General features: G+C 35.7%; 12 protein-coding genes. 6 read left to right on the top strand and 6 right to left on the bottom strand.

The genetic code is table 11. The features are described from left to right. Window positions 1–46 precede the first annotated feature (46 nt). From E4N74_RS11935 to E4N74_RS11915, 5 genes are all read right to left on the bottom strand, one after another. Window positions 47–1,729: an IdeS/Mac family cysteine endopeptidase gene (locus tag E4N74_RS11935; protein WP_255805426.1), complete on the bottom strand. Its 1,683-nt coding sequence runs from the start codon at window positions 1,727–1,729 to the stop codon at window positions 47–49. Window positions 1,730–1,805: 76 nt separating this feature from the next. Next, complete coding sequence (gene mutS / locus E4N74_RS11930; RefSeq protein WP_044979707.1) at window positions 1,806–4,514, bottom strand: DNA mismatch repair protein MutS; 2,709 nt, start codon at window positions 4,512–4,514, stop codon at window positions 1,806–1,808. Between the two features lie 13 nt (window positions 4,515–4,527). Beyond that, window positions 4,528–5,055, bottom strand: a complete 528-nt coding sequence (locus E4N74_RS11925; RefSeq protein ID WP_044978363.1) for an OmpH/Skp family outer membrane protein — start codon at window positions 5,053–5,055, stop codon at window positions 4,528–4,530. Window positions 5,056–5,066: 11 nt separating this feature from the next. Further along, window positions 5,067–7,517, bottom strand: coding sequence for an outer membrane protein assembly factor BamA (gene bamA, locus E4N74_RS11920; protein WP_255805424.1), 2,451 nt, complete (start codon window positions 7,515–7,517; stop codon window positions 5,067–5,069). 14 nt (window positions 7,518–7,531) lie between these two features. Next, window positions 7,532–12,055 carry a translocation/assembly module TamB domain-containing protein gene (locus tag E4N74_RS11915; protein ID WP_255817921.1) on the bottom strand — a complete coding sequence of 1,508 codons (4,524 nt, stop codon included), beginning with the start codon at window positions 12,053–12,055 and terminating at the stop codon, window positions 7,532–7,534. Between the two features lie 32 nt (window positions 12,056–12,087). Here E4N74_RS11915 and tmk point away from each other — a divergent pair, with 32 nt between their 5' ends. Genes tmk through E4N74_RS11885 form a run of 6 tightly spaced genes read left to right on the top strand, consistent with a single transcriptional unit; the run spans window position 12,088 to window position 17,154 of the window. Next, window positions 12,088–12,729, top strand: a complete 642-nt coding sequence (gene tmk / locus E4N74_RS11910) for a dTMP kinase (protein ID WP_084224558.1) — start codon at window positions 12,088–12,090, stop codon at window positions 12,727–12,729. Window positions 12,730–12,732: 3 nt separating this feature from the next. Continuing rightward, a complete protein-coding gene (locus E4N74_RS11905; protein WP_255817919.1) occupies window positions 12,733–13,347 on the top strand; it encodes a hypothetical protein in 615 nt (204 codons plus the stop codon). A 53-nt stretch (window positions 13,348–13,400) separates the two neighbouring features. Then, window positions 13,401–14,030, top strand: a complete 630-nt coding sequence (gene rpe, locus E4N74_RS11900) for a ribulose-phosphate 3-epimerase (protein WP_044979704.1) — start codon at window positions 13,401–13,403, stop codon at window positions 14,028–14,030. Further along, window positions 14,027–14,989, top strand: a complete 963-nt coding sequence (locus E4N74_RS11895) for a tetratricopeptide repeat protein (RefSeq protein WP_255805421.1) — start codon at window positions 14,027–14,029, stop codon at window positions 14,987–14,989. The genes rpe and E4N74_RS11895 overlap by 4 nt, the downstream gene beginning before the upstream one ends. Continuing rightward, window positions 14,986–16,050: a hypothetical protein gene (locus E4N74_RS11890; RefSeq protein WP_044978359.1), complete on the top strand. Its 1,065-nt coding sequence runs from the start codon at window positions 14,986–14,988 to the stop codon at window positions 16,048–16,050. The genes E4N74_RS11895 and E4N74_RS11890 overlap by 4 nt, the downstream gene beginning before the upstream one ends. A gap of 3 nt (window positions 16,051–16,053) precedes the next feature. Beyond that, window positions 16,054–17,154 (top strand): tetratricopeptide repeat protein, encoded by a 1,101-nt coding sequence (locus E4N74_RS11885; protein ID WP_255817916.1) that lies wholly within the window; start codon window positions 16,054–16,056, stop codon window positions 17,152–17,154. Here the strand turns inward: E4N74_RS11885 and E4N74_RS11880 are convergent. After that, window positions 17,151–18,287 (bottom strand): sigma 54-interacting transcriptional regulator, encoded by a 1,137-nt coding sequence (locus E4N74_RS11880; RefSeq protein ID WP_255817914.1) that lies wholly within the window; start codon window positions 18,285–18,287, stop codon window positions 17,151–17,153. The two genes, E4N74_RS11885 and E4N74_RS11880, sit on opposite strands and share 4 nt — an antisense overlap. Between the last annotated feature and the right edge of the window lie 267 nt (window positions 18,288–18,554).

The following is an 18,554-nucleotide window of genomic DNA, read 5'->3' as shown; positions in this document are numbered from 1 at the left end:
TCATCAGGCTTTGTAAGGCCGTTAAATCAATTTATAGATTTGAATTCTAATGTGCCGTCAGCCATTTTTCCCACTGCGCTTCGCCTGTATCGAGCGTGGTTATTTCCTCAATATATTTGTCATTGTCGGCCGCATTATTGGGAAAATTAAAAAGGTACGGCCTGTTTTCGCCGGTGCCGGTATAGATGTCGTTTTTATAATGTATACCGTAAGGGAATATCCTGTTTTCTTTGTTATTATTATCGACAACGTAAACGGCAAGAATATTGCCGTCTTCGTCAAAGGCGGCACCCCACAGCGTTATCCAATGACCGTATGCAAGCCTGCTGCCTTTTGTGCCTTTTATATTTATTCCGATTGCTTTTTTGGAATCGAGGGCATTTTTCAGTGCATCTTCAAATTCTTTTTTTGTGTGACCTATTGCAGTGGCGATTGGTGTATGGTCTTTGTCGAACACATCCTTAAACAAGGCAGGGCCGATAAACGACGGGTCTTCGGCTTTAATCTTCGGCGATGACACGCTGTTATTGCCGTATAGGTACCACATAAGTCCGCTCATAGCATAATCGCCTTGTCCGCCGTTATGGGCTTGTGTTCTGAAAATATTTGCTATATAGCTTTTTTCTTTTTCCTGCTCATCCTGAAATTCTCGTTTATAAAAATACATATATTTTTCAGCATCGGCACCTGTTACAGGTTCCTTCTCTATATACCGTGCTATGTTGGTTTTATTTTGTTCAAACCACCAATCCAGCATATTGGCAGCGGTTTTAGCCCAGCATTGATTAGTATCCCCGCCGTCGGGAGTATTTATACCTAAATTATTTACCTTTCTGTTGTTAAACCATTTTGTCGTTTCGGATTCATTCCAAAAAAATATATAGGAGTTATCCCAGTATTCTGTGGGATATGTATGAGGAATTTCAATTTTTTCTTTTTCAGCAGGGAGCGGGGCATCTATGCCGTGTACCCATTTTATTGTTACAACCGGATGCTCATTCTTCTTTTGGGTGAGTTTTACCTCCATATCCTTATTAGTGCCCGGCTCTTTAATATATTTATTATTGTCATCCTTAAATTTGATATATGCACTTCTTTCCCAAACGGTTTTGTTTTTTTGGCAAATCAGCGTTATTGTATCTGTGCTTTCGTCTGTAGAGACTTTTTTGTCAAAACTCAACCATTTAGCCCCGCCGCCTATTATCTCGGGCTTATAGTTCAATTTGCCGTGAAGCGTTTTTACCGTAAAAGCGGGATTTGCTTCGGTACTCTCAATTTCAAATTCTGTTTTATTCAGTGCAATTTCTGGCCTTTTTTTAATAGTAACCGTAACTCTCTTTGTAATGCCGCTATTACTTTTTGATGCTATGGTTATTGTTGCAGAACCGTTTTTAAGAGCTCTTACCGTTCCGTCTTCGGCAATGTGCACATTGCCGTTATCTACGGAGTAGATAAGGCCTTGATCAGTAGCCTCATCGGGCTGTGCCTTCGCTTTGATTTTAAAGGTATTTCCGATAAGCATAAGCTTAGGTACCGTCTCTTCAACCACAATATTTTCAACCGGAACCGGTTCCGGTGCAACGGTGATTTCATCAGTCAAAAAAGAACTCTCGGTAACATGTCCAACAGTTTTTTTCGGTTTAATGTCGGATATATAGCTGTTTTTACAGGACACAAGAAAAAAAATTGCAACGGCGGCAAAACTCACCAGTTTATATCTTTTTAACATCAAAAAAAACTCCAATATGTTTATAAAATATATTATTCCGTATATAAAGTCAAGCACATTTACCTATAAAACGTTTTTATCTCCCCGAAAGTCTGCTTTTCCATGAAGCTATGAGCTGCAAAGCCTTTATTGGGGCCGTTTCGTCGGGATTGGTTGAAAGAATTTCGTTTAAGATAAGCTCTTCTTCAGGAAAAAGAGATAAATTTTTTGCAGATGGAGCTGACAGAGATGCTATTTCAGCTCCTTGTAAAGCAGAATCCGTTTTTTGGATATTTTCTTCATTTTGGAACCGGCTTCGCATGTATAAAAGATTTTCTGCCCGTGTTAGAACGCTTTGAGGAATACCGGCAAGACCCGCAACATGGATGCCGTAAGAGTTTCCCGCAGCACCGGGTACGACCTTTTTTAAAAATACTATCTTTCCTTCCGCTTCAAGTACATCCAGTTTTAGGTTTATGATTTTTTTGTGCTCCAAGCGGGTAAGCTCGTGATAGTGGGTTGCAAAGAGAGTCTTAGCTTTTATAGTATTAAGGAGGTGTTCGCTTACAGCCTGAGCTATGGCAAGCCCATCCTCCATAGAAGTTCCTCTGCCGACCTCGTCCATTATGACAAGGCTGTTCCGTGTTGCAGAATTAAGGATGTAGGCTGTTTCTATCATCTCCACTAAAAAGGTTGATTCCCCTCGGGCTAGATTATCCGTAGCGCCTACTCTGCAAAAAATTTTATCTACGGGGCTTAGAACGGCTTTTTCTGCCGGAACAAAGGAGCCTATTTGGGCTAATAGGCAGATTAAGGCTGTCTGTCGCAAAAAAGTGCTTTTTCCCGCCATGTTGGGGCCTGTAATTACTGCAAAGGAGGGAATATTTTTGTTGGAATCTTTGTCCGGACTCTTGGAATCTTGGCCTGAATCCGGCCTATCATCATCTAAATAAGAGTCATCCTCTCCGGATAATAGCTCAATGGAGTTGGGAACAAAGTCTCCGGCTCTAAGATGGTTTTCGACCACGGGGTGCCGGCCGTTGATTATATTCAAAATACCGGAATCTTCACAAAGCTCCGGCCTTGTCCAAGCGTGCAAAACGGCGGCTTGTGCAAAGGATTGGTTTACATCAAGCTCTGCAACCTCTTCTGCAAGTTTTTGTAAAAAGCGGTGATGTGAACCTATTTCGGAACAAACCTCATCAAAAGCATCCTTTTCGGCTTCGATCAGCCTTTCTTCAGAGTTATTTATATTATCTTCAATTTGTTGTAAGGTTTCAGTGGTAAAACGGTCTGCATTCGACAGAGAACGCTGGCGGATAAAGTAATCCGGAACAGCCGAGATATTTCCTAAAGAAACTTCTAAAAAATAACCCATCATTCTATTGTATTTTATTTTTAGATTATTAATACCTGTTTTTTTTCGTTCGTCATCCAAATATTTTTCAAGAATTTCGTGGGCATTTTCTTTTATGTTTTTTATTGCGTCCACTTTTTTTGAAAAGCCTTTTTTTATAAGTTTTCCGTCATTTAAGGCTATTGTACAATCTTCATTAATTGCCCTTTCCAAAAGTTCGTAGATTTCGTTAAGCAATTTTTTTTCTTCATCATTAAGCTGCAAAAAGTCAAGTTTTTTTTCTTCTATGAATGCGTTTATTTTTATTATCGATTTAAGACTTTGCTTAAGGGCAAGAAGGTCCTTTCCGTGAGTCTTTTTCATAGCAATTCGTCCGGCAAGACGCTCAATATCGAGTATGGAAGAAAGAGTATCCCGTATAATAGCCGAGGCCTTTCCATCCTTAAAAAGACTGTTTACCTTGTCAAGCCTCTTATCTATTTCAATTTTTGAACGGAGAGGATAGCTTATCCTTCTCCTTAAAAGACGGGTTCCTATTGCTGTCCTTGTATAATTTACCGATTCAAAGAGGCTGTATGAGGTACTGTTGTCTCTAAGGTTTGATAAGAGCTCTAAATTTTTTCTTGTGGAGTCGTCCAATGAAACAAAGTCACTTTCAGCATAAATTTTAATACCCGAAATATGGGAGATGCTCCTGCCTGAAATCTCTTCCAAGTATTGAATCAAAAGACCGGCAGGCGGAACTTCGGGAGAATCTATATCGAGTAAAAAGCCTTTTAAGTTTTCGGTTCCGAAAAGTGAACAAAGCCTTTTTTCGGCTTGATCGGGGTTAAAGCTCCAATCCGGATAAAAGTTTTGTATCATCGAAGGGAATTCCGAAAGAATTTGCTTTAAAGCCGGTAATTCACTTTGAAGAGATTGCTGGATTAAAATTTCTTTTGGATTTATTCTTCCTATTTCTTTTAAAAACTGTTCCTTAAAGTCCGATTTAGGAAAGGATGTAGCAAAAAAATTGCCTGTAGTAACATCGATATAGGCAAAGCCTGTATAGTAGTCCGTGCCGCTGTTTCCCTCCGTTTTTTTGTTTGAACAATAGACGGCGGCAAGGTAATTATTGCTTCCCTGCTCCAAAAAGTCATCTTCTGCAACGGTACCGGGTGTAATAACTTCGACTACTTTGCGCTCGGTCAATCCTCCTGCGACGGGCTCCGTAACTTGCTCGCATATTGCAATTTTTTTTCCTGCACGCAGGAGGCGGGCTATGTATATTTTTGCGGCATGATATGGAATTCCGCACATAGGCACATCGGTTCTTTTTGTGAGGGTTAGGTTTAAGATTCGGCTTACTTCAACGGCCTCATCAAAAAACATCTCATAAAAATCGCCGAGCCTAAAAAAAAGTATTTCGTCCTTGTATTTTGCCTTAATGCTGAGGTATTGCCTCATCATGGGCGTTTGAGGCTTATTCACTTTGTCTTCTTAATTCTTGAATAACTTTTTCCGTAATATCGACGGTTGGACTGTACCATATTATTCCGGCATTATGTTCATAGCTTAAAACCATCGTGTAGCCTTCCGATTCGGCAACGCGGCGGACGGCTTCATAAAGGCTGCTGTAAAATTCATCATCATTTATTAAATTCTTTCGGAGCATATTGAGTTCATCATTTGAAGCTTTTACATATTCCAACAAGAATGTAATTTTACTTTTTATCCTTTCTTCATATTTCTTTACTTCAGCTTCCTGTCCGTCAGCTTCGGCATTAACTTTTCTTTGTCTAAGCTGTATAATCTCAGCCTCAAGAAGTTTCTTTTGATTTTCAAATTTTTCCTTTTTTTCCTGATAATCACGGGCTGCTTTCGCATCGCGCCCAAAAGTATCAAATATTAAACCCGTATCTATTACGGCAAATCTTGTAATCTGCTGTGCATAGATTCCGAGAGACACTAAAAACATAATAAAAATAATCAAAACACCTTTTTTATTCATAATCTAACCTCTTATAAATTTGGAATATTGAAAGAAAGAACGAATCTCCAGTCAGCACCTTTTCCGTTTCCCCAAACGGGTTTGCCGTTTTCAGACTTAAACGTATTGGCAAGTAGTAACCGCAAAGGGAATTGTGGTATAGAGAACCGAAGTCCCGGCCCAAAACTAAAATAATAATCGTTTATACTCAAGTTTTTTAAGTCATTCAGGTCCTTTTTTACAGCTACGGCATCAAAGAAGAAATCAAGTGATAAAATTCCGTGAGCTAAAGGCCATCTAAATTCTACCCAGTTATTTTGCATAACGGTTCCGGCTCCTTGAAGCCCCAGTCCAACCCATCCGCGGCCTTTAAAAGATCCGTCAATATAGAGCATTCGCTCAAAACTTATAGACTGCTGAGCAAGAGGGACTTGGAAGGAAAACCCTGAGTAAAAACCTAGAACAAATTTCAGGTTCCATATGTCGCTTACAGGGTAGTCTAAAAGTGTAATATAAAATTCTCCCTTTGTGTCCGACTGAAAAAAGTACTCATCTTCAATTTTTGGTATAAGGCCGAAAAAACTTACTTCTTGGCTTAAAAACCATCCTTTAGAAGGATCATATGTAATATCTCTATCATCTACAGACAGTTTTACCTTTAAAGAATTAGTTAAGCCCCATCTTTCTTGTTGCTTTCTAACTTTTTCGTCAACAGGTCTGTATAGATTATTATCATAAAAGTTTTTGACAAGACCGAAATTTAGCCCGCCCCTAAGGGTTATAACGGCAAATTTTGGAAACCATCTATATCCTGAGTTCATTCCTACACCGAATTCCAGTTTGTCATATTTCATTTTAAATGCATCTGCCAATGAAGAATTAGAATTAAATTCCGATTCAGTAAAGAAAGGATCGGCTATATTATTATAGTTCAAGTCCTGATAACTATACATCGTCTTATGCGATATTGAAAAATCAAACCCTACCGAAAGAGGTTTACCTAAAAACCAGTTTTCCGTAAAACCTAGAATTAAGCTTTGCGTATCGCTTGCAGCATTTACATTAACCGACAGTTCTCTTCCTGTCCCAAACAAGTTTTTTTCTTCCCATTGTGCAAATACGGACATAGGAAAGGTATCCGGATCCGGTGAACCTGAAAAAGTAACACCGAATTGAATTCCGGCGGTTGATTGTTCTTCAACATTGAGGATAACATCAACAAGATCAGGTTCCGAGCCGGGTAAAACATCGGGTAAAACAGCAGAAAAATATCTTAGGTTGGCTAAATTTCTAAAACTATTCATTAGTTTGGTTTTAGAAAATACATCACCTTCTTTTAGTAGAATTTCTCTTAAAATGACATTTTCCTTAGTTTTGGTATTTCCTTTTATTATAATATTTTCGACATGGCTTCTTTCGCGTTCCACAATTATAATTGTATAACCTACTTCTTTTGTCGATGTATTACGGTTTTCTTTTTTGTCTATATAGTTACCGGTATAACCGTTTTCAAAATATAAGTTGGCAATATCTCCAAACCCTGTTTCAAATTTTCTTAAGTTAAAAATATCACCTTTTTTTAGCTTAATTTTTTCGCTTAACTCGTTAGTAGAAAAAATATAGTTTCCTTCAAAATCGGTGCCTGTATATGTAAATTGTTCCCCTTCCATTATTACATATGTAAGAGTAATTTGATCTTTTTGCGGATCGGATTCCGTATCTATATCTTTTTTTATAGTTTCAACATGGGCATCAATATAACCGTGTTCTCCATAAAATAATTTAATTGCGCTTTTATCGTCTTGTAAGGCTTCTTCTCTAAAAAAGCCTTTTTGTAATAGCCATGACTCCTTAGAAGCAAGTACTTTTTTTAAAGCTTTTTCGGGAAATTTTGAATTTCCTTCAAAAAGTATTTTGCTTATAACCGACATTTTACCTTCATTGACGGAAAATTCTACATTTATGCTGTTTTTTTCTTTATCTTCAGAAATTTTACTTGTTATTTCGGCTTTTGTAAAACCTTTTTCGATATAAAAGGCCTTTAAGGTTCTTTCGGCATTTTTCACATTGATTTCATTAAATATATCACCTTTTTTTAGCTTGATAGACGAAAGCAAATCGGCCTTTCTTACATTGTTGTTTCCTATAAAAATAATATCTTTTATGGCAGGTTTTTCTTTAACTGTAAATTGCAAAAAGACATATTGATATTTGTCGTCGGCCGGTATAGCCTTAGGAACAATATCGGTAAAATAATCCAGAGCATAGATTTTTTGTAAGATTTCCCAATAAAGTTCATCGGAAAAAGGCTTTTTTTTATATGACTTGAAGATTTCATCTAATTCTGAAGCCTCAATATTTTCCAAGCCTTTGAACTGAATCTCTAAAACAGGTTTTCCATTATACCAGCCCTCAGGTTCTTGAGCAAAGCAGTTTAAAGCAAACAAGATTAGAATAAAACCTATAATTTTTTTCTTCAACATTTTTATCCCCTTAATTAATAAGAAAATTTCCATGACAGTGTCAATCCTGTATCGGACACAAACAAAGAATCAGGCCTGCTGGGAGTTATGTGCCATCTAAGCATAACAAACGGAGTATTCATTTCAAAACCTATTTCAGGCTGAAACAGTAAATTCCCGTAAACGGGTTTTCTAACTGCATCTGTGTTTGTAGAAAGCGGATCGTAATAGCTAAGATGCAGCATTGCATCAGCATATATGGCAGAACCAAAATACTTACCAATATAAACACTTGTATTATCAAAATAGTTACCGATTGTCAATGGCTTATCCTTTGAAGTCCTAAATAAATTCTCCAAAATAACATTTTGTATGAGGAGACTCCTTACGGAAAATACGTCTACATGCAAAAGGTCTCTAGCTTCTTGTTCAATTCCTCTCATAATACCCATATTTGCTAAAATATCGGAGGTATTGCGTAGTGTTTCTTTTAAAATATTACCGCTTTTTAAATCTCCCAAAGCTACCTGCCCCATCAAGTTCATCGTATCGGAATCGGACATTGCCATTGGAGGGGATGTTGAAATTACAGGCCTAAAACGTTCAATATCGAGAGGCTGATCTTTTGCAGCCAAGTTTATTGTAAGAGGCTGGCCGTCAGCCATTTTATCCTTTATTTCGGCTCTGACGGTTATCATAGGCTCAATCTGTTGAAAAGGCGTTGTAAGGATTTTAATTTCTCCTTCTTTTATATAAAAGTTTCTTTTTATGTAGAATATTTCGCCAGTACGAATTTTTGCAGAACCGGACATTTCAAATTTTTCTGTACCTGTATCAAGGTTTAAGTTAAAAGGTTCATTTTCAGTATAAGCAAGAGCCCTTAAAATAGGGAGCTCAGTTGATGGGAACCTAAATTCGGACTTTTTTCCCAAATTTAAATTCAAATTCATGTAAAAAACGATTTTATTTTGGGTTTGCAAGGATATTTCTTTTTGTTTTTGTAAATCAGCAAACGGAACTGAAAAGTATCCTTTATCAAAATAAGCATCACCTGTCAATGCAATGGTTTCCGGATTTATTTCAAGTTTTATTTTCCCTTCGGCTCTTCCGTCCGCATGAAAGGCTATATTTTTTGTTCTTATAAGGGCCTGCGTATTTTCAAGAATTCCGCAGTTTACCGTCGTATAATATGGAACCCAGCCGATAAATTCCGATTTAGCCTCGCCCCAAAGGCTTCCAATCTTGCCATGCAGAACTGTATACGGGATGGACATATTTGTACCGTCAATGTGTATCGGCACTTCTACAGGGCCATAGGTATCAGGACTATAGTTAGGAGACGTACAAAATAATTTTTCACCTTTAAGTTCTCCGTAAAAAAGCGGGTCTTTTTGGGTACCGCTTATCTGAAGGCTACCGGTAAGTTTTCCTGCAGAAAACTTTATAATATCATTATTAGGGATAATATCTATAACCGGAGCAAGGTCTATACCTATGTTTGTTACAGCGAGGTTTATATCATTTTCGGTAAACATACCATCAATATTCAGATGGAAGGGAAACGATTCATCTATATGAAGCGAAACAATTCCATCATCGGTTTTAAAGCCGTATATCTCATCATTGTTTCCGGCATATAGGGCTATAATATTAGGTTCCTTTACTAATGAGGCTTTTATATCCGAATCGCCTTTTTTTCCTGCAAGTATCCAATCCGATATTTTCATATCTATATTAAAATGAGAAGTCATACTAAGAGTTTTTTCTATAGTATTCTTATTTTCATTATTTTTATCTGCATTAGACATAAAATCAAAATAAAATGAGGCTTTAGTATCAAGATTTTCATTATTATTCTGTTCTTTTAAATCAGCTTCATATAAAAAGCTCAAGAATCCTTTTTGTTCAGACGGGCTGATAGAGGCTTCAATTTTATTTATATTGTGAATACCCCATTTCAAGGAGGAGTCATAAAGGCTTATTTTATTGTTGTCGATAAAAGCCGAGGCCATGCCCTCAAGATTTTGCCCATTTAGATTAAACGATATTTTTTTTAAATCGGTTTTTATTGAAAGGGCTTCTTGATTTCCAAGAAATATAAATTCTGCATCTGCTTTGTTTTCTCCTTTTTGTGTTTTTAAAAAACGATTAAGCGATATATCCTTTATTTTACATGTACCGTCAAAATAAACCTTGTCGGAAAAAGTAAATGAAGAATTAAAGATTAAACTTTCCGTTTTGTTTTTATCCGTAAGTGAAAGATTAACTGCATATTGATTGATTTTTTCATCCGAAACAGGAAGAACATTAAAGGCAGCGGTACCTTCGAGCTGTTTATTTTTTATACCGGCTTTTACATCATGAAAAAAAGCCTCATCGGGTTTGACATAACCTTCGGTATAAAACTCTAAAGTGTCATCCGTTTTTGTAATATCAGGCTCAAGGTATTCAAGTTTTGCATAATTGCAAGTGATCATCCAGTCTTTTTGATTTTTGTATTCAAAGGCTGTGTCGGCGGAAAATATGGAATTTATAAAGGGAACGGGAAGCTCTTTTACCTGTATCGTTCCCTTTATATTTTTATGTAAATCTTTTAACACATTTACATTTAAACCGTAATCTCCATAAACACTTATAACTTCATCAGTCATTAAGCCGGAAACCTTATAGCTTATATCGTTTAAAGTCAAAAGAGAATCAAAAACCATTCCTTCATTTTCAAAAGAGGAACTTACATTACCGCGCAGGTTTATTTTGTTAAAAAGAATATCAATATTGCTGATGTCAAAAGAAGTTTCATTTCCTTGAAGAGAAAAAAGACTGTAGAATCCATTCTTCGAACTTGAAGCAAGAACAGTCTGGATTATGTTATATGAAAAATGTTTAAAGTCGCTTGATAAATAAAACTCGCTGGTCATTTGAACGGGAGAAATAAAGTCTTCTAAAAACTCTTTTGCAGGCACCTTAACATCGGTAACAGCCTTTACTCCATTGTAAATGTTTTCAATGCTGATCGCATCAACCGCTCCATGAAGTTCCAAATACCCCATGTTTTGTTTAACATTTTTTTCGGCATCAGATACAGGATGAGACCATGTTCCGTCAAGGCTAAAAGCCCCCTTAGTATCTTTCCCCGATATGTATATGTCGGTTTTTCCCGTTTTTTTTTCAAGTACACACGCAATATCTTTCAGTTGAGCTTTTCCAATCTCCAGATAGGGAATATTAGAAAAAATTTTATTTTGCTCCGAGAAGACATTTAAACGCATTGCGATATTTTCTCCCGATCCTAATTTAAATTTTGAAATATTAAAATTAAAATCGGGAGCGATTTCTTTAATCTTATAAGAACCTTGTGCAGACACATTTATATCCGAATTATTTAATTGAAGTTTTTGTAAGGTTATAAGATTGCCGTCTCCTCCAATTTTAAAGCTGAGAACGGATTCTTCAATCCTGTTGCCTGATATATTGAATTTGGGCAATTTAACCGAAAAGACCGTATCCCATAAAAAATTTTCAGCCGCAGAAAAACTTAAATTAAAATTTCCGGTAAATGCTGCATCTTTTAATTCTTTAAGGAGACTTATTTCTTCAGAAGGAGAAATCAACAAAAGAGGTTTCAAATCTTTGCATTCAATATTTATGTTTCCTTTATTGTCCGCCGTATTCCAAGAACCTTTTACATCAATAGGCTGAATATCCTGCAATGTTGTAATAGAGGCTATTTTATTCAAATATGATGCAAAAATCGAAAATTTATCAATATAAATATTTCCGATTTTAATATCTGCAAAATTTATTATTGATGAAGCAGAAACGGTTGCAGGATAAACCGACCCGTTTATATTCACAGCCGTACTGAATTCGGGCAAATCCGCTTTTACAAAATTATTATATCGAATATTTGAATTTATATAAAAATCAATTTTATCGGAATTTAATGCAAAGCTCCCGCTTGAGGTATAAAAATTCATATTTGAATTTTTATTACTGTAATTTAATGCAATATTTTTTAATTCAATTTTTGCAGGTTTAATAGTTTTTGTGTTTTTTAAATTTTCTTCAACAATTTTTAATATATCTACCGTATCGGGTTCGGTATTTTTAACTTTTTTTTGATCTTCTTTTTCTACACTTGATGAAATTTCTTGTGTGTCAAATTTTTTTAAAATATTCTTATTTTTTTCGATATTAAAATCTATAACTCCGTCATAAATACCTAAAGAAACAAGTGCGGAAGTAAAATCTTTTTTAATTAACGAATATAATCTATAATCAAGATAAAGCAGTGAAAAATGTGCTATTTTTTGCTCTGTTGCAGCATTGTAAATATTCACATCCCTTATTTTTATTCTATCAAAAAAAGAAGGGGATATGGAAGCATAAGTAATCTTTATTTCAAATTCTTCTTCCACAGATTTTATAAGATTATCCCGCACATGTACAAGCCTCTCTTCCAGAGCTTTGGCTGCCGGATAAAACACTATCAAAGAGCTTACAACTATTGCGAGAAAAACGATAATTTCTATGATGCGTCTTTTTTTTATATTTTCCACTCGACTACTATTATATCAAAAAAAAAAATGTTATGATAGGCCTCATGATACTACCTAACTTTGTTGTACTTGAGGGCATAGACGGTTCGGGAACGACAAGTCAAATAAGACTTTTAAAAGAAAGATTTGAATCTGAAGATAAAGGTCATCTTGTTTCATTTACGCAAGAGCCCACATCAGGCCCTATTGGGACTTTAATCCGTGCGGCTCTTCAAGGTTCTTTTAAGCTGGCACCCGAAACAATGACGCGCTTATTTGCTGCCGACCGCTGCGAACATATTTACGGTACACAAGGAATTCTTAATCGGCTTAATGAAGGAATGGCTGTTTTTTCGGATAGGTATGTTTTTTCAAGTCTTGCCTATCAAACTGCTGCAGGAGCCGCCGAACTTGTAAAACTTCAAAACGACGGCTTTCCTCTCCCCGAATTTTTATTCTTTTTTGATCTGCCCGTTGATGAAGCTATGAATAGGGTCATAGGCCGAAGTAATATGCTCGAAATATATGAAGAAAAAACTTTTCAGTACAAGGTTCAAGATGAATATAAGAAGGTTATAGATGAATACAGGGCAAAAGAGCCCAAAATGAACATAGTCATAATTAACGCTGTTGAACAAATTGAAGAAATTCACAATAAATTATGGAGTATTGTAAAAAATTTGCCGAAAATATAATCGATGAAAAGGCGATTTTTCTCTTTTATTGTTTTATGTTTTTTTATTTTCTCAAATAATCAACTTTTTTCTTATTTTGTAGAGTACAAAGAGCAGTATTATAAACTCTATCATATCCACTACGAACAAGAACCCGATGATATAGTTGAGAATATTTATTGGCTTGAAAGGGCAATAAACGCCGATTTTTGTAACCCTCTTCATGCTTTATGCAAAATTAATACTAAGAAAGAATGGGAAAAATACCGGTATATGTTTATGATGCACCTAAACCTTAAAATGGTCGATCAGCATTTAAGATTAGGAAGTAAATTTGACAAACAAGTTGCATATTTTTATAATTACCCTTGGAAAGAACAAAATATCGAAAGCCTTTCTAAGGCGGAAGAATTTTATGAGACAGCTCTTGTTTATTGGCATGAAGCAAAACTATGGGCCGAAAAGGCCAATATGAGGGAATTTCAATTCATATTTTTAGACGGTCTTCCTTTTTGGGAAAATGAACGAGCCCGCATTGCTTCAGGAGATTTAAACTATGAGCGGACTATAAAAAGGGAGCTTCTTCGCCTTCAAAAAGTCAGAGAGGACTTTATGAATATGGATGATACTACTTATTGATTTTTACTATTTACCTATTTACATATATTCATTTGTTTGCTAATATGGTATATATGGGTAGGTGTTTTAAATTAAGCCCTTCGCTTTTAAGTGCGGATTTTTCAAAATTAGGTGAAGAATTGGCTTTTATAGAAAAAAACGGCGGAGACTGGGTTCATATAGATGTTATGGACGGGCAGTTTGTGCCTAATTTAACCTTTGGAGCTCCGGTAGTAAAATCTATACGGCCTTGCTCCAAGCTGGTTTTTGACGTGCATCTAATGGTAAATAATCCTGAAAATTTGGTAGCAGCCTTTGCCGATGCAGGAGCCGATTATTTTACTTTCCATGCTGAAGCGGTTATACATGCAGACAGGCTTATTGCCGATATCCGTTCGCACGGAATGAAGGCCGGGGTAAGCATTGTACCGTCTACACCTATCGAAACACTCGAACATATAGCACCTCTGGTTGATCTGATATTGATTATGAGTGTTAATCCGGGGTTCGGAGGACAAAAACTTATTCCCTATTGTTTGGAAAAGGTAAAACGGTTAAAACAAATGCGTGAAGAAAAAAAAGGCACTTATTTGATTTCGGTAGATGGAGGAGTCGGCTCAAAAAATATTGAGACGGTTGTAAATGCAGGAGCGGATGTTGTTGTATCCGGTTCGGCATTTTTTTCGGGAGATTTAGTACTATGAAAAAAATCTTTATTTTATTTTTTTTGATTTTTGCTTTAAATGCTTTTACACAAGATTACACCGATTACATGTCGTCCGGCTTAGATGCCTATGCCCGTTCGGACTGGTCATCAGCAGTATTTTCATTTCAAAAGGCAATGGAAATTTCAAAAAATTCTTTAGATGAGCCTTTATATTGGCTTATAATGGCAAATGCCTCAGCCCGGAATTATCCTGTTGCTTTAAACGATGCCGAAATTTTTTTAAAGAAATTTCCTAGAAGCTCTAAAACAGCTGAGGTTATTTATCAGCAAGGTAGAATATATTGTCTATCTGCAAAACATGAACAATCCATAAATATTTTATACGGCTTTTTAAGAAAATATCCCAATCACAGACAAACGGCATCTGCTTATTATTGGATAGGCGAAAACCTATATATGGTAGGACGCTTAAAAGATGCAAGAACTATTTTTTCCAGAGTTATAATAGATTATCCTTCATCGGCAAAGGTCGAACCTGCCCGATATAAGATAGCCCTCATAGATCAGGCATCTACACAAGACGAACTTTTACAACTTTTAAAAATAAGCCATGAAGAACTGTTAAAACTTTCCGAAGAATCCGAAAAAAATAAAAAAATTTATGAGCAAACTCTTGCCGCATATCAAAGGCAATCTTCCGATACCGGCGGCGATATTAGAATTGCAGAACTTTCGGAACAGCTCAAAATGGAAAGAAAGAAAAATGAAGAGTTATATGATAAATTTGTAATGCTTGATTTAAAAAATCAAGAAATTTTAGCGGCTTTGGCAAGTATGGATTCTAAGTATACTTCCGAAATGGCGGAAAATAGCGGTACTCAATCAGCGGATTACTCCGATCCCAATGCTAAGCGTGCTGCCATTGAAGCTCTAATAAAAAAAGCTAAAATTTTGCAAAGTATGTATAATCAGCTTTTGGAGGACCAAAATCAATGAGAGGAAAAAAATATTTCAGTATTTTATTGTTAGGTATGGCTGCACTTTTTTTACATGCTAAATCTTTGCCTGATTATGAACTTTTAAAAAATAATCTTAAATTAGTAGTTTTTAGAAAGACGGGAAATTTTTGCCTCTACAATCTTTCTCAAAAAGGGAAGGATAAATATGTACCTCTTTATGATGATAGGTCTCTAGGCCGAACCAATAAATTTTACGTTTATAAAGACAATAAGATTTATGAACTAAAAAAACGAATAGGAAAACCAGTTAAAATTGAGGCTGATGAAAATTCAATAAGCATTTTATATGAGTTTAATGATTCTTTCTATGTTACCCAAAAACTGTCTTTTACCGAAAAGGATTACGGTACCGGAGGGCATCTTTTAAAGATTGAAACTATAATTGAAAACACAAGCGGCAGTACTTCAGAGTTTGCTTTAAAGGCAATTTTTGATACCAACCTAGGTGAAAGGAGGCAAACACCTTTATATACGGATTTAAGAACGGGACTTTTTAGAGAGACGGTCTTAGAACCTAAACTGGAAAGAGACTCTGCCGTCATTTCTGCAAATTCCGATTTGGCTTGTTTGTTTTTAATAAATCATTCTGAAGCAAAAATTCCTCAAATAATTTACGCTGCTAGTTGGGAAAGACTTCAAAGCCGCAAGTGGCTGCCTAATGCCGTTCCGGGAAGACTTTTTAGTACAAGATATTCTCATAACGATTCTGCCCTTCTGTTTGTTTGGCCGAAAGAAATGGTAGGAAACGGTGAGAAGATGAATGTTACAATGCTGATAGGCTGTTATGATTTTTTAAGGAAGAATGCTGAAAATAATATACAAGAATCTCAGGTAAAAATTACGGATAAAGAAAATAATAAAACTCCTTCGGCAAACACCGAAAAAATGAATCCGAAGGATGAAAAAGATTATCAATACATACAAACTTTATTGGATAAAATTCTTGAAGTTGAATCAAATCCTGACATAGTAACTGATGAGTATATTCAAGACTTAATAAACCAAACCGATAACGCAATACAGGACATACAGGAATAAAAAATGGCCGTTTCTATTGTAGACCAAGGTAAAAAATTATTAAGCAAAAAAAAATATAATGAAGTAATCTCAACACTAGAACCGCATATCCTTGACTACAGAGATTCATTTGCGTTTCATTTTTATTTAGGCCTTTCATATTTGTATGCCGGTGATATTCAAAGTGCTATGACCTATCTTACAAGAGCAAAGAAAATAAAGCCGAACGATCCGGACTTACTGTCAACTTACGCAGCAATGGCTTTAAGACGTTCACTTACTGCAGAAGCTGTAGAATATTATCTGCAAGCCCTTGAGCATAATCCAAATTGTAAGATTGCAAAAAAAGGATTAGATATTATCCGTAAAAATAATTCTCCCGAAAAAATCGGAAATTTAGTTCAATCCGGAAAAATAAAAACCCTTTACCCTAGCCCGGGAAAGGAAGAAAAAAAAGGAAAGATTATTGCAATCGCTCTTGTTTTAAGCATTTCAATTATTTCTCTTATTTTTATCGTTCCTTACGTTATTAATACAAGACAATTTTCTGATAATGATAGAGCTAATTTAGATGAATTTAAATTGGACAGCAATGAAAGAAAACATGCCGTAGATATGGAAGGTTCTTATTTATATGTTTTAACTCAAAGTCAAATATTAAAATCTTATACGGATGCTCAAAACTATTTTAAAGCTCATAGAGACAATGCAGCCCAAGTTGAAATAAACAGATTGCTCTCATCTAATGCGTCTTTTTCAATAAAACAAAAATCAAGACTTTTGATGGATTACTTTGACGAGCCGGGTTTTGATAATATCCAAGATGTTTATTCTTATGCTCAAGTAAAACAGGAACCTCTGCTCTACCTAGATTGCTGGGTAGTCTGGAAAGGAATGCCTACAAATATTCAAACAGGAACCTATAGTACGGCTTTTAATCTCTTAGTAGGGTATGACACAAAGCAGATATTGGAAGGTGTAGTTCCCGTATTTTGTGAATTTGTTTCAAAAATAGATGCAGACAGACCTATCAGCGTGCTGGGTAAAATAACAATAAAAGATGGAACGATTTGTCTAAAAGGAAAAGGTCTTCACCAAACTCAAAAACCGGCTGAGAACGATTAAAATTGTATATGCTGGGCTTCTATTCTTTGTTCCTGACCGGCAAGCATCCCTGCCCTATTTAAGCAGTTATAAAGCTCCCTTATATTTCCCGGCCAGTTATATAAACGCAGCTTAGCTATAGCTTCATCATCTATATTTTTATTTATTTTGGATAAATAAGCGTAAACAAGATATTTTATGTCTTCTTTTCTGTTTCTTAGAGGCGGTATTTCATGGCGCAAAACATCCAGCCTATAATAAAGGTCTTGCCTGAATTTTTTTTCTTGTATCATCTGTTTTAGGTCTTCATTAGATGATGCTATTAAGCGGAAGTCAACCTTCTTTTCAGTAACTGCCCCCACAGACCGTACAAAGCCTGACTCAAGAACATGTAGAAGTTTTGCTTGAACATCCATAGAAAGAGTTTCCATTTCATCTAAAAATATAGTCCCTCCTTTAGCTTCAGAAAAGACCCCTTCTTTTTTAATTGCTCCTGTAAAACTCCCCTCTTCTGTTCCAAATAAAAAAGACTCAGCCAATTCTTCCGGTATACAGCTGACATTTATTGAGAGGAATTTTTTATTTTTAATAGGTGAAAGTTTATGTATTAAATCTGCTGCCAAACCTTTGCCTGAATCGGTCTCTCCCAATAAAAGAACAGGCAGTTTTGACTGCGAGGCTTTATATATAAAATTTCTAAGTTCATTGACGGAATTACTTACACCAATTACCTCATTTTTTAATATGTCTGCGAATTCTTTTTCGATTGTGTAATCAGCAATCCTATCATGGCAACAAGAATCAAGAAAAAAATTTTCAATCGTATTATAAATAGTTTTTAAGTCGCATGGGAATTCGAAAATACTCGAAATATCGTTTCCGAATAAATCATAGTTCCACTCGTTTTTATTACAATGGATTATGATAAATATATGTATGTCAGGAAATTCTTTTTTTATTAATGCAGATATATCCCTCAAAAAAAAGCCGCCGGCCTCAGCATCTAAAATCACAAAATCAAAGTTGTCATTCTTTAAAATTTCTATTATTTTGCTGCTATCAAATATTAAAGTTACATCCCATAAATTTTTGATTTCGTTAAGAAAGTAATCTGCGTCTTCTTTAGAATACGCCGCATAAACACACCTTTTCATATCTTATTGTATCAAATTTCGGCCTTTATTACAAGCCTTATTTTCTGAATACCTCGAAAATTAATCGCAAGGCACGCCAAGAGTGCAAAGATTAATTAGAGGACATGTGTAAAAAGATGCCCCCATCTACCAATCCGACGGGGGGATAACTCGTTAAGCGGAACAGTTACTTCGTCAATACCGCCATCTCGTAGTTCTTGTTCGTAAAGTATGCAGCAATAACCTTATTTGCATAGTCCCCGCTCGTCGGTACCCCCTGGCAAATCG

The sequence above is a fragment of the Treponema putidum genome (assembly GCF_024401155.1).
Classification (GTDB): domain Bacteria; phylum Spirochaetota; class Spirochaetia; order Treponematales; family Treponemataceae; genus Treponema_B; species Treponema_B putidum.
The sequence above is the reverse complement of the archived record's forward strand: the minus strand, read 5'-3'. Positions and strand labels throughout refer to the sequence as shown.